The organism is Streptomyces sp. NPDC005202, from assembly GCF_040608235.1.
GTDB lineage: Bacteria > Actinomycetota > Actinomycetes > Streptomycetales > Streptomycetaceae > Streptomyces.
This window is the reverse complement of sequence record NZ_JBEXHW010000010.1, coordinates 50,886-63,333: the sequence shown is the minus strand read 5'-3', so window position 1 is coordinate 63,333 and position 12,448 is coordinate 50,886. Positions and strand designations below refer to the sequence as shown.

The following is a 12,448-nucleotide window of genomic DNA, read 5'->3' as shown; positions in this document are numbered from 1 at the left end:
ACCGCCACCCCGACAACCGCCACCCCGTCGCCGAAGCGCCCGGATCGCCGAGCCACCGAGCAGTCGGATCGCCCGCACTGGCAGTCGTACCGCACGAAGAGAGTCGCCCCCTCATGACCTCCACGTCCCACTACCGTGAGCTGCGCGCCGAGTTGGAAACGCTGACGACCGAGGCGTTCCGCCCGGAGCTGTCCGAGATCGACCGGCTGCCCACGCTCGAGATCGCACGGCTCATGAACGCCGAGGACGCGACCGTGCCCACCGCCGTCGCCGATCGGCTGCCGCAGATCGCCGCCGCGATCGACGCCGTGGCGGAGCGGATGGCGCGGGGCGGCCGGCTGATCTACGCCGGCGCCGGTACCGCCGGCCGCCTCGGCGTCCTCGACGCCTCCGAGTGCCCGCCCACCTTCAACACGGACCCGTCGCAGGTCGTCGGCCTGATCGCGGGCGGCCCCGAGGCCATGGTGACCTCCGTCGAAGGCGCGGAGGACTCCAGAGAACTGGCGGTCGAGGCCCTCAACGCGCTCGGCCTCACGCCCGAGGACACGGTGGTCGGCATCTCGGCCTCCGGCCGCACCCCGTACGCCATCGGCGCGGTCGAACACGCCCGGGAACTGGGCGCGCTCACGATCGGCCTCGCCTGCAACGCGGACAGTGCGCTGGCGGCCGCCGCCGAGCACGGCATCGAGATCGTCGTCGGCCCGGAACTGCTCACCGGCTCGACCCGGCTGAAGGCCGGCACGGCCCAGAAGCTGGTCCTGAACATGCTCTCGACGATCACGATGATCCGCCTGGGCAAGACCTACGGGAACCTGATGGTCGACGTACGGGCCTCGAACGACAAGCTGCGCGCCCGCTCCCGCCGTATCGTCGCCCTCGCGACGGGCGCGGCGGACGACGAGATCGAACAGGCGCTCGCAGCCACCGACGGCGAGGTGAAGAACGCGATCCTGACGCTCCTGGCCGACGTCGACGGCCCGACGGCGGCCCGCCTTCTGGAGGAGTCCGGCGGCCATCTGCGTGCCGCGCTGGCAGCGGCGAAGGGCTGACGAGCACGCTCGGGGCGCGCGCACGAACCCTGTCTCCACGGCCGCCAGGATCCTCCCCCACCGCCGCCAGCCGGTCCCCGTGCCGCGCGGTCGGGCGGTGCCACGCCAACCGGTCGGCCGGGTCGTCGCTGTTCGCGCGGGCGGTGGCCCGGTTGTCCGCCTCGGCCATGCGCAGGAGCTCGTCCGCCAGGGCGGCGACATCATGGGGCACTGCTCAACTCCTCCGTGTGGTGCGTGCGTTGCCCGGGTCTCGACCACCCTAAAGCCGCATACGGCACACAGAGAGCATTCCGGAGAACGGTGACAGAGGCCGCCGCGCGCTGGGATACTGGACCTACCGGCGGCGACTCACGGCAGTCGCGACTCCCGGTTCAGCCGCCGTGCGCGCGCCCGCAGTTCCTCACTCGTCGGCATCGCTCGCAGCACGTCCGTCAAGTGCTCGGCCGTACGGACGTTGCAGCGCCCCAGGTCGACCAGGGCGAACGGCTCGTCGCTCGCGCCGGTCACCGGGTCGACGCACAGCGACGGCAGTACGACACCGACCGCCTCCAGGGCCGCCCGCAACGACTCCACGATCTCTTCGGTGGACCGCACCATTCCCTACCTCCACGCTGAGTTGCCATTTCGCCACACAGAGTGTCCGACGAGAGGCTAGCCTGGCCACATCCGGCGCCCCAACAATTTCTGCTGTTCGACAGGGAGCTGCCCATGCCCGGACCGAGGGACCTCGACCCCTCCTCATCCCCGCGGGCCCTGCTGGGCGCCGAGCTACGGCACGCCCGCGAGAAGGCCGGCCTCAGCCAGGAGGAGTTGGGGCAACGGCTGTTCGTGAGCGGCTCGTTCATCGGCCAGCTGGAGGCGGGAACGCGGCGGATGCAGCCCGAGTACGCGCGCATGCTGGACGAGGTGCTGGGGACGGACGACTTCTTCGCACGGAACTGCAGGGCGGCGGCCAAGTCGCGATATCCGCAGCACTTTGCGGAGGCGGCGGAGGCGGAGGCGGTCGCCACGGCGATCCGGGAGTACGCGCCGATGCTGATTCCGGGGTTGCTGCAGACACCCGCCTACGCACGAGCCGTGTGCCGCGCCTACCGGCCAACGGCACCGGAGGGTGAGATCGACGAGTTGGTGGCAGCTCGGGTGGAGCGAGCGCGCATTTTCGACGATCCAACAGAGCCTTTGTTGTGGGCGGTGATCGACGAGGCCGCACTGCGCAGGGTGACCGGTGGGTCCGAGGTGATGGCTCAGGCCCTGAAGCACGTCGTCGGCTTGGTCCGCCGCAACCGAGTCATCGTCCAGGTACTGCCGTTCGACGCGGGAGCGCACCCGGCCATGGAGGGCTCCCTCAAGCTGATGGACTTCGAGGACGCGCCTCCGCGGGTCTACTTCGAGGGCGTCGGCACCGGGCGGCTGGAGGACGACCCGGCCACCGTCAAGCACCAGCGGCTCACCTACGAACTCCTCACGGCCTGCGCACGCTCGCCGGAGAACTCCCTGGCCCTGATCGAGGCGATGGCGCAGGATTACGCCCATGAGGAGCATCCCTGAGTACGACCTGGCCGGGGCCACCTGGTGCAAGTCCAGCTACAGCGGCGGCAGCGGCGGCAACTGCCTGGAAGTGACCCACGACTTCCCTACCGTCGTCCCCGTCCGCGACTCCAAGAACCCCCGTGGCCCGAAGCTCGTGTTCCGGGCGGAGGCCTGGTCGGCGTTCGTCGCGGACGTGAAGTCGGCCGGCTGAACGCCCGATCCCGAGTGGCCCGAAGCTCAAACGCCGAACCCCGAGCGCACTTTTCAAGGAATGGGTGGAGGGTCTCAACCCACCCTCCCACCCCGGCGAGTTGACTTGGCGCGTTCGACTTGCCACGCACAGTGACAAGGCTCTGACGTCCCGCACAACGCATAGCCCCCGTCAGGTGCGCCAACACCTGCGGGGGCCTGACCGACGAGATCGAGAGAGAGTCGATCCCATGGCTGACGGCCAGCTCAGCCCCGCCCACCTGCCCGCGCACGCGTCCCCGCACTCGATGGCCAATCCGGGTTACGGCAAGCGTTCGGCGCCCGACCAACTTGCCCGCTCCCGAAACGACTTCGCCCACCTCCCACCCCGCGAAGCCGCCATCGCCGCGTACATCGACCGTCTCCCCGACGGCGCCGACATCTCCGTGAAGACGCCGGCCAAGACGCTTCCGTACGGGCAGTGCGCGCTGCGCACGGCCCTCAACCACCTCCAGCGGACCGGCCACTTGCGCCGAGGCCGGGAGCGTGTGGCGGCGAACTCAGGCGGCTCCCGCTGGATCACCCGATCGTGGTTCTCCCGTACGGCACGAGACGACGACTGGTGGGCGGCGTTCACACGGGGCGACGTACGCGAGGAGCCGGCACCGGGCCCGCCCCGCCCGACCCGCTCCCGCGCCCACATCCTCCTTGCCGCCCTGGGCCGCACGGCACCCGCTCTGTCCCTCTCCCAGGCCGAATGCGTGGAACTCGCCCCGCTGCTGACGGAGTGGTTCGCCAGGGGCGCCACGGACGACGCCGTACTCCACGCCCTGACCTCCGGCCTGCCCACCCCGGTCCACCACCCCGCCGCCCTGGTCCGCAGGCGACTGACCGACAAGCTCCCTCCCGAGCCGCCCGCACCGCAGCCTCCACGCCGCCCCTTCCGGCTCCTCGAATGCGCCGAGTGCGGCGTCCCGGGCCGTCCGGAGGCACTGCCGGGCGGCATGTGCGGCACGTGCCGGGGCGAGCGAGCCACCGCGCGCAGCAACGCACCCGTACCCGCCACCGCGGTGCACGCCTACGCGGCCGGAATCCGCGCCGCGATGCCTCGGCGGCGAGGAAGACCGAAGGACGGCCGCTATCAGCAGTCCCCGTCCTACCCTTGGGGGGCGACCGTCGAGCTGCCCGACCCGGTGCGGGTCAGGCTCGACACCGAAAAGCTCAAGGACTACGCCGACTGACGACGATGAACCATGCCCAGTTGACCGCCCTCGGCCGTGCGCTGCGCCTCCTCGGCGAGCACGGCGAGGCCCTCACCGGCGACACCCCCGACGCCAAGCTGCACGAGATCAAGGCGGATGTGCGGCGCGCCCTCGACCTGCTGGACGAGAGCGTCACCACCGCGGCCCCGGCGACCCGGTGCCCCGAGCACCCCAACGGCCCCGTCGACGAGAGCGCCCCCGACCTGTGCCTGCTGTGCGAGACTCGGCGCCGGGCCGCCCGCCGTTCCGACGTCAACGGTTCCTATCCGTACACCCGGCCCGCCGCCGAGCCCACCGCCCCCGCCCCGTCCCGGTACGGCGTGCGCGGGGACCGGCCACAGCCCCAGCAGCGCTGGCTGCCGGAGCTGTGGAACGGGCGGGAGTGGCAGCTGTGCGGCACCCCGCGCCGGGACCGCCGCGAGGCGGAGCTGTACATCGCCGCCCAGCGCCGCGGGCCCCGTGCCGCCATGGCCTACCGGCTGGTGCACGAGTTCACCGATTACGAGGTGGTGCGGGTCTGGGGCACGCCGGTACGGGTCGACATCGAGCCGCTGGGGAACCTCTAGAAACCAGGTCCTACGCGACGTCGTCACACCTTCGCTTCCGAGGCCGCCGTCTCCCCGGCCGCCACCGGCTCCCCCACCGCCGCAGGACGCTGCCGCGGGATGAAGGAGGCGACGAGGAAGCCGAGCAGGGCGGCGTCGGCACCTACGGCCAGGACGGTCTTGAAGCCGTTCTCGGAGGGCAGCGCGTAGGAGCCGAATTGCGTCGTCATGTGGGCCAGGACGACACCCGCGACCGCACTGGCGGTCGACGTGCCGATGGACCGCATGAGGGTGTTGAGGCTGTTGGCGGCGCCCGTCTCGGAGGCGGGATCAGCGCGCCGATCATCAGCGTCACCTTCGGGCCCTTGGCCCGGGACACGGTCGCGGACACCGGGGCGACCGCCATCATCACCAGGCCGGACGGTGCCATGACGAGGCCGGACGCCAGCAGCGACTTGCCCAGGCCGTAACCGGTCTGCGCGGGCATCTGCAGCAGCTGCGGGATGACCAGGGACATCGAGAACATCGCGAAGCCGATTGCCACCGAGGCGAGGTTGGTGACCAGCACCTGTCGGCGGGCGGTGGTGCGCAGGTCCACCAGCGGGGCCTCGATGCGCAGTTCGAAGAAGCCCCACGACAGGAGCACCACGACGGCGGCCGCGAACAGGCCCAGGGTCATGCCGCCGGCCCAGCCCCAGTCGGCGCCCTTGGAGATCGCCAGGAGCAGGCAGACCAGGCCGACCGCCATGCCCACCGCTCAGACCAGGTCGAACCGGCCGCCCGTGCCCACCTTCGACTCCGGTACGAGGCTCAGCACCAGGACCGCCGCGACGACTCCCAGGCCGGCCGAGGTCCAGAACAGCACGTGCCTTAAGCAATGGAAATATGCGTACTGCGCCGGAACGTGCAGGTGTCGTGCAAGCAGCAGGTCGGCGCCTCCCACCTGCGGGAGGCGCCGACCTCGTGCCGTCAGGTACCGGCTCAGCTCAGCGTCTTCAGCGCCGCAGGGTCGTACGGCTTCAGCTCGTCGAAGCGGCCGCCGAGGACCTTCGCCGCCCACTCCGGGTCCTGGAGCAGGGCGCGACCCACGGCCACCAGGTCGACCTCGTCGCGCTCCAGGCGGTCGAGGAGGTTGTCGAGGCTGCCCACCGCGGCGCCCTCGCCCTGGAACGCCCTGATGAAGTCGCCGTCGAGGCCGACCGAGCCGACGGTGATGACCGGCTTGCCGGTCAGCTTCTTCGTCCAGCCCGCGAGATTGAGGTCCGAGCCCTCGAACTCCGGCAGCCAGTAGCGGCGCGTGGAGGCGTGGAAGACGTCCACGCCGGCCGCCGCCAGCGGGGTCAGGATCGCCTCCAGCTCCTCCGGGGTCTCGGCGAGCCGCGCGTTGTACGCCTCCTGCTTCCACTGCGAGTAGCGGAAGATGACCGGGAACTCCGGCGAGACAACCTCGCGGACCGCCGCCACGATCTCCGCCGCGAACTTCGTCCGGGCCACCGCGTCGCCGCCGTAGGCGTCCGTACGGCGGTTGGTGCCCGCCCACAGGAACTGGTCGAGCAGGTAGCCGTGGGCGCCGTGCAGCTCCACCCCGTCGAAGCCGATGCGCTCCGCGGCGGCGGCCGCCTCGGCGAACGCGCCGATGACGTCATCGATGTCCTGCTGCGTCATCGCCCGGCCCGTGCCCTCGGTGCCGTCGATGCGCAGCCCGGAGGGGCCGACCGCGGGCGCGTCCGGGAACGGCGGCTGGCCCTGCTGCCGGACCATGCCGATGTGCCACAGCTGCGGCACGATCCTGCCGCCCGCCGCGTGCACGGCCTCGGCGACCTTCGCCCATCCCGCGAGCTGCTCCTCCCCGTGGAACCGCGGCACGCGGTCGCTCTGCCCTGCCGACTCGTGCCCGACGTAGGTGCCCTCGGTGACGATCAGCCCTACGCCCGCGGCGGCGCGGCGGGCGTAGTACGACACCACGTCCTCCCCGGGGACGCCGCCCGGCGAAAACATGCGCGTCATGGGCGCCATCACGATCCGGTTGGGGACGGTGAGGCCGTTCAGCGTGAGAGGACGGGACAGGATGCGGGCCGCGCGGGAAGCGGACTCGGTTGCGGTGGCGGTCACGTGGCGGACTCCTCGGAGGCGTGATGAGTACCAGCTGGTATGTGCACGCGCATTACTGCACACAGGCGTCAACTGCCCCACCCGGTACGGCATTCCGCCGTCCGGCGCCACTTGCTGTGATCCGGAACACGCCCGAGGGCGGCACCCCCTGCTTCCAGGGAGTGCCGCCCTCGGCACGGAAGGGACGGTTCCGATCCTCGAAGATCCTTCGAAGGATCAGAAGTCCATGTCACCGCCCGGCATGCCGCCGCCGGCCGGCGCGGAGGCCTTCTCCGGCTTGTCGGCGATGACGGCCTCGGTGGTGAGGAACAGCGCGGCGATGGAGGCGGCGTTCTGCAGCGCGGAACGGGTCACCTTCGCCGGGTCGATGATGCCTTCCTTGATCAGGTCGACGTACTCGCCGGTCGCGGCGTTCAGGCCGTGGCCCGGGGTCAGGTTGCGCACCTTCTCGACCACGACGCCGCCCTCGAGGCCGGCGTTGATCGCGATCTGCTTCAGCGGGGCCTCGAGCGCGAGCTTCACGGCCTGGGCGCCGGTCGCCTCGTCACCCTCGAGCTCCAGCTTCTCGAAGACCTGGGAGGCCTGCAGCAGGGCCACGCCACCACCGGCGACGATGCCCTCCTCGACGGCCGCCTTGGCGTTGCGGACGGCGTCCTCGATGCGGTGCTTGCGCTCCTTGAGCTCCACCTCGGTGGCGGCACCGGCCTTGATGACCGCGACACCGCCGGCGAGCTTGGCCAGGCGCTCCTGCAGCTTCTCGCGGTCGTAGTCGGAGTCGCTGTTCTCGATCTCGGCGCGGATCTGGTTGACGCGACCCGCGACCTGCTCGGCGGAGCCGGCACCGTCGACGATGGTGGTCTCGTCCTTGGTGATGACGACCTTGCGGGCGCGGCCCAGGAGGTCCAGGGTCGCGTTCTCCAGCTTGAGGCCGACCTCCTCGGAGATGACCTCGCCGCCCGTGAGGATGGCGATGTCGCCGAGCATGGCCTTGCGGCGGTCGCCGAAGCCCGGGGCCTTGACGGCGACGGACTTGAAGGTGCCGCGGATCTTGTTGACGACCAGGGTGGACAGGGCCTCGCCCTCGACGTCCTCGGCGATGATCAGCAGCGGCTTGCCCGACTGCATGACCTTCTCAAGGAGCGGGAGCAGGTCCTTGACCGCGGAGATCTTGGAGTTGGCGATGAGGATGTACGGGTCCTCGAGCACCGCCTCCATGCGCTCCATGTCGGTCGCGAAGTAGGCGGAGATGTAGCCCTTGTCGAAGCGCATGCCCTCGGTGAGCTCCAGCTCCAGACCGAAGGTCTGCGACTCCTCGACGGTGATGACGCCTTCCTTGCCGACCTTGTCCATGGCCTCGGCGATGAGCTCGCCGATCTGGGTGTCGGCGGCGGAGATGGAGGCCGTGGAGGCGATCTGCTCCTTGGTCTCGACCTCCTTGGCCTGGTCGAGCAGGGCGGCGGAGACGGCCTCGACGGCCTTCTCGATACCGCGCTTCAGGGCCATGGGGTTGGCGCCGGCGGCGACGTTGCGCAGGCCCTCCTTGACCAGCGCCTGGGCCAGGACGGTAGCGGTCGTCGTACCGTCACCGGCGACGTCGTCGGTCTTCTTCGCTACTTCCTTGACCAGCTCGGCGCCGATCTTCTCGTACGGGTCCTCGAGCTCGATCTCCTTGGCGATGGAGACACCGTCGTTGGTGATCGTGGGGGCGCCCCACTTCTTCTCGAGGACGACGTTGCGGCCCTTGGGGCCGAGGGTCACCTTGACGGCGTCCGCGAGCTGGTTCATGCCGCGCTCGAGGCCGCGCCGCGCCTCCTCGTCGAACGCGATGATCTTGGCCATGTGAAGTGGTCCCTCCAGGACTGGGGGTGATTACTTCGGACCGCGCCCGCGCCCGCGACGGACGGCCCCGACCGGTGGTTCCTTGCCCCACCTGGTCCGTGGCCTCACCGACCCGGTCCTTCATTGTCACTCTCACCTTCAGAGTGCTAACGCCAATGATTAGCACTCGCCCCTGCCGAGTGCAAGCGCCTCGGGGGATCGGCGGCGGCGCTCAGCCGCGCGCGAACCGGGATCGGCAGATGCGCTCAGCCGCCGCGACCAGGGAGCGTACGAGCGCGGGAGCAGGCGCGCCCGGGTGTGCGTGCAGCCGTCGAACGGTCCCGGACACGCCGAAGGGCTCGCACCCCATGGAGGTGCGAGCCCTTCGGCAGAAGACGTTGCTTGCGGTGGTCGCGCGATTCAGGCCGTGACGCGGACCATGTCGGCCTGCGGGCCCTTCTGGCCCTGCGAGATCTCGAACTCGACCCGCTGGCCCTCTTCCAGCGTGCGGTAGCCGTCCATCTGGATCGCGCTGTAGTGGACGAAGACGTCCGCACCACCGTCGACCGCGATGAAGCCGTACCCCTTCTCCGCGTTGAACCACTTGACGGTGCCCTGAGCCATGCCTAACTCCCCTATTACTGGCCCTTGCACAGATCCACACTTCGCGGATCCGGGTCAGACCTCACCCCCCATGGATTTGGGGGCGTGCGCCGGAACGCGTCGACCGCGGCTGAATGTATCTGTCCAACTGCCGTCTGCAACAGGTCAATCGGACGAGAATTCTGGACGTGGCCGGTCCGGAATGTGGTGAGAATTCACCTGAATTCAGGGCAAGTCGGGCCCCACAAAGGCCACAAAAGCCGCAAAAAACCCGCGCACTTTGGCTACTTCTTGTCGGGCACGCGGGAGGAATCCAGGGCTTCCGACCCGGGGATCAGAAGCGCGTTCCCCAACTGTACCGCGCTCAATCACGCTGAATTGCCCCCTCCGCTTCTCTCACGGAGGGGGCAATTCGATGAACTCTCGGTGACGAGCGTTACCGAAGGTAACGATCAGCCGCCGGCGACTGCCGGAATGATGGAGACGCCCGCGCCGTCCGGGGTCGCGGTCTCCAGGCCCTGCTCGAAGCGGACGTCGTCGTCGTTGACGTAGACGTTGACGAAGCGGCGCAGCTTCCCCTGGTCGTCCAGCACGCGGGCGGCAATGCCGGTGTGGTTCTTCTCCAGGTCGGCGATGACCTCGGCGAGGGTCGCGCCCTCGGCGGTCACCTCGGCCTGACCGCCGGTGTAGGTGCGCAGGATGGTGGGGATGCGAACGGTCACGCTCATACGAGGCCAGCCTCTCGGAAGGAGTCCAGGGTCGGACGGATCGTCGCGGTGAGGCCGGTGCCCGCCACCGCGTCCAGGGTCTTCAGGCCGTCGCCGGTGTTGAGGACGACGGTCGTCTTCGCCGGGTCGAGGACGCCGCTCTCGATCAGCTTCTTCGTCACGCCGACCGTCACACCGCCCGCCGTCTCCGCGAAGATGCCCTCGGTGCGGGCGAGGAGCTTGATGGCGTCCACGACCTGCTCGTCGGTGACGTCCTCCACGGCACCGCCGGTGCGGCGCGCGATGTCGAGGACGTACGGGCCGTCGGCCGGGTTGCCGATCGCCAGCGACTTGGCGATGGTGTTCGGCTTCTGCGGCCGGACGACCTCGTGGCCGGCCTTGAAGGCGGTGGACACCGGCGAACAGCCCTCGGCCTGGGCGCCGAAGATCTTGTACGGCTTGTCCGCCACCAGCCCGAGCTTGATGAGCTCCTGCAGACCCTTGTCGATCTTCGTGAGCTGGGAGCCGGAGGCGATGGGCACGACGATCTGGTCCGGCAGCCGCCAGCCCAGCTGCTCGCAGATCTCGTACGCCAGGGTCTTGGACCCCTCCGCGTAGTACGGCCGCAGGTTGACGTTGACGAAGCCCCAGCCCTCGCCGGCCGGGTCGCCGATCAGCTCGGAGCAGAAGCGGTTCACGTCGTCGTAGTTGCCCTCGATACCGACGAGGTCGCCGCCGTAGATCGCGGCCATGACGACCTTGCCCTGCTCCAGGTCGTGCGGGATGAAGACGCAGGAGCGGAAGCCGGCGCGGGCGGCCGCGGCGCCGACGGCACCGGCCAGGTTTCCGGTGGAGGAGCAGGACAGGGTGGTGAAGCCGAAGGCGCGGGCGGCCTCCAGGGCCTGGGCGACGACGCGGTCCTTGAAGGAGTGCGTCGGGTTGCCGGAGTCGTCCTTCACATACAACCCGCCGGTCACGCCGAGCTCGCGGGCGAGGTTGTCGGCCTTGACGAGCTTGGTCCAGCCCGGGTTCAGGTTCGGCTTTTCGGCCACGTCCGCGGGGACGGGCAGCAGCGGCGCGTAGCGCCAGATGTTCGCGGGGCCCGCCTCGATCTGCTTGCGGAGCTCCTCGGTGTCGTAGGCCGAGAAGTCGTAGGCGATCTCCAGGGGGCCGAAACACTCCTCGCACGCGAAGACCGGGCCGAGGGGCACGCGGTGGCCGCACTCGCGGCAGGACAGCGCGGCGGCGGGACCGAGGTCGACGGTGTCAGCGGTGGTTGCAGCGGTCTGCACAGCCATGTGAGGCGAGGCCCTTTCTCCTCATCTTCCTCACGACGCATCTCGCCGTGAGACGGATTTGGCACCTTCCCTAGCCGGGAGCCTCGCAATGGATGGACGAGAACCGGCTGGAGGGTTGCCGGGGCTTCATCGGGCCGTGTCCCTCTGCCCCTCTGGATGAGCGGTATGCGGTTGTGGGTGGCGGTGACCCGCGACATGCGATGGTCATCCGCGTTGTTCAAGACTGTAACCGAAGGCCAGGACAGTTGAGATAGTCGTCCGAACCGCGAGACGGATCACCCGACTGTGTGAATCCGTACTGTGATTTGAACTGCAGTGAGGAGCCGCAGACCGTGCTGGAAGAAGTCGAGCGCTGGCTGAGGACACGCTCCTGGTCCGTGACCGATCGCCCGCTCTACAGGATCCTGGCCGCCAAACGCGCGAGCGGCTCGTCGGTCAGCGTCGTGCTGCCCGCCCTCAACGAGGAGGAGACGGTCGGCGACATCGTCACCGTGATCCGTCACGACCTGATGCAGCAGGTCCCGCTCGTCGACGAGATCGTCGTCGTCGACTCGGGTTCCACCGACCGCACCTCCGAGGTGGCCGCCGCCGCGGGCGCCCGCGTCGTCCACCGCGACGACATCCTGCCGCGGATCCCGGCGGTCCCGGGCAAGGGTGAGGTGCTGTGGCGCTCCCTGCTCGTGACCGAGGGGGACGTCGTCTGCTTCATCGACGCCGACCTGAAGGAGTTCTCCTCCGACTTCGTCACCGGGATCGTGGGCCCGCTGCTCACCGACCCCGACGTCGACCTGGTCAAGGCCATGTACGACCGTCCCCTGGGCTCGGCGGCCGGTCAGGGCGGGCGCGTCACCGAGCTGATGGCGCGGCCGCTGCTCAACATGCACTGGCCGCAGCTGGCCGGCTTCGTGCAGCCGCTCGGCGGCGAGTACGCGGCCCGCCGCTCCCTGCTGGAACAGCTGCCGTTCCCCGTCGGGTACGGCGTCGAGCTGGGCATGCTGGTCGACGCACTGCACCTGGTGGGCCTGGACGCGCTCGCGCAGGTCGACGTCGGTGTGCGCAAGCACCGGCACCAGGACGGGCAGGCGCTGGGCCGCATGGCCGCCGCGATCTACCGCACCGCCCAGCTGCGCCTGGCCCGCGGCCATCTGATCCGCCCCTCCCTCACCCAGTTCGAACGGGGGGAGGACGGCTTCGAGCCGCGCACCTACTCGGTGGACATGGAGGAGCGGCCGCCGATGCTCGAGATCGCGGAGTACGCCGCACGCAAGGTGGCGTGAAATCCCGGCCCGGCCGTATACGGCCCACCCACGAAGCGGAACCGTACGTTTGAGCGTT

12 protein-coding genes, 1 pseudogene and 1 riboswitch are annotated in these 12,448 nt (G+C 69.9%); of the genes and pseudogenes, 6 read left to right on the top strand and 7 right to left on the bottom strand.

Annotated elements, in window-relative coordinates; translation table 11 throughout:
* Positions 1 to 113: 113 nt before the first annotated feature.
* Entirely contained in the window at positions 114 to 1,049 is a 936-nt protein-coding gene (murQ, locus tag ABZV31_RS17490) for an N-acetylmuramic acid 6-phosphate etherase (protein ID WP_355894277.1), read from the top strand.
* Between the two features lie 348 nt (positions 1,050 to 1,397).
* On the opposite strand, the gene ABZV31_RS17485 is transcribed toward murQ, so the two are convergent.
* On the bottom strand, positions 1,398 to 1,646 hold the full coding sequence (locus tag ABZV31_RS17485) for a hypothetical protein (protein WP_355894274.1): 249 nt from the start codon (positions 1,644 to 1,646) through the stop codon (positions 1,398 to 1,400).
* Between the two features lie 111 nt (positions 1,647 to 1,757).
* On the opposite strand from ABZV31_RS17485, the gene ABZV31_RS17480 reads away from it, so the two are divergent.
* The 4 genes from ABZV31_RS17480 (at position 1,758) to ABZV31_RS17465 (ending at position 4,596) form a co-directional block, all read left to right on the top strand.
* Complete coding sequence (locus ABZV31_RS17480; protein WP_355894272.1) at positions 1,758 to 2,597, top strand: helix-turn-helix transcriptional regulator; 840 nt, start codon at positions 1,758 to 1,760, stop codon at positions 2,595 to 2,597.
* The gene (locus ABZV31_RS17475) at positions 2,581 to 2,790 is read left to right on the top strand and encodes a DUF397 domain-containing protein (RefSeq protein WP_355894269.1); all 210 of its coding nucleotides are present in this window, start codon (positions 2,581 to 2,583) and stop codon (positions 2,788 to 2,790) included. The genes ABZV31_RS17480 and ABZV31_RS17475 overlap by 17 nt, the downstream gene beginning before the upstream one ends.
* 229 nt (positions 2,791 to 3,019) lie before the next feature.
* Positions 3,020 to 4,009, top strand: coding sequence for a hypothetical protein (locus ABZV31_RS17470; protein ID WP_355894267.1), 990 nt, complete (start codon positions 3,020 to 3,022; stop codon positions 4,007 to 4,009).
* Between the two features lie 5 nt (positions 4,010 to 4,014).
* Positions 4,015 to 4,596, top strand: a complete 582-nt coding sequence (locus ABZV31_RS17465; protein ID WP_355894264.1) for a hypothetical protein — start codon at positions 4,015 to 4,017, stop codon at positions 4,594 to 4,596.
* A gap of 23 nt (positions 4,597 to 4,619) precedes the next feature.
* Here ABZV31_RS17465 and ABZV31_RS17460 read toward each other — a convergent pair.
* The 6 genes and pseudogenes from ABZV31_RS17460 to thrC form a co-directional block, all read right to left on the bottom strand.
* Positions 4,620 to 5,443 (bottom strand): annotated as a pseudogene (locus tag ABZV31_RS17460) (MFS transporter); the annotation flags it as partial.
* Positions 5,444 to 5,556: 113 nt separating this feature from the next.
* Positions 5,557 to 6,687, bottom strand: a complete 1,131-nt coding sequence (locus ABZV31_RS17455) for an NADH:flavin oxidoreductase (RefSeq protein ID WP_355894262.1) — start codon at positions 6,685 to 6,687, stop codon at positions 5,557 to 5,559.
* Between the two features lie 216 nt (positions 6,688 to 6,903).
* Positions 6,904 to 8,526 (bottom strand): chaperonin GroEL, encoded by a 1,623-nt coding sequence (gene groL, locus ABZV31_RS17450; RefSeq protein ID WP_355894260.1) that lies wholly within the window; start codon positions 8,524 to 8,526, stop codon positions 6,904 to 6,906.
* A 399-nt stretch (positions 8,527 to 8,925) separates the two neighbouring features.
* Entirely contained in the window at positions 8,926 to 9,129 is a 204-nt protein-coding gene (locus ABZV31_RS17445) for a cold-shock protein (RefSeq protein WP_004986573.1), read from the bottom strand.
* A 431-nt stretch (positions 9,130 to 9,560) separates the two neighbouring features.
* A complete protein-coding gene (locus ABZV31_RS17440; RefSeq protein ID WP_029387398.1) occupies positions 9,561 to 9,836 on the bottom strand; it encodes a MoaD/ThiS family protein in 276 nt (91 codons plus the stop codon).
* Positions 9,833 to 11,113: a threonine synthase gene (thrC, locus tag ABZV31_RS17435; RefSeq protein WP_355894258.1), complete on the bottom strand. Its 1,281-nt coding sequence runs from the start codon at positions 11,111 to 11,113 to the stop codon at positions 9,833 to 9,835. The genes ABZV31_RS17440 and thrC overlap by 4 nt, the downstream gene beginning before the upstream one ends.
* 18 nt (positions 11,114 to 11,131) lie before the next feature.
* Positions 11,132 to 11,276, bottom strand: a riboswitch (SAM riboswitch).
* A 169-nt stretch (positions 11,277 to 11,445) separates the two neighbouring features.
* On the opposite strand from thrC, the gene ABZV31_RS17430 reads away from it, so the two are divergent.
* Positions 11,446 to 12,390: a glucosyl-3-phosphoglycerate synthase gene (locus ABZV31_RS17430; protein ID WP_355894255.1), complete on the top strand. Its 945-nt coding sequence runs from the start codon at positions 11,446 to 11,448 to the stop codon at positions 12,388 to 12,390.
* Positions 12,391 to 12,448: the final 58 nt, after the last annotated feature.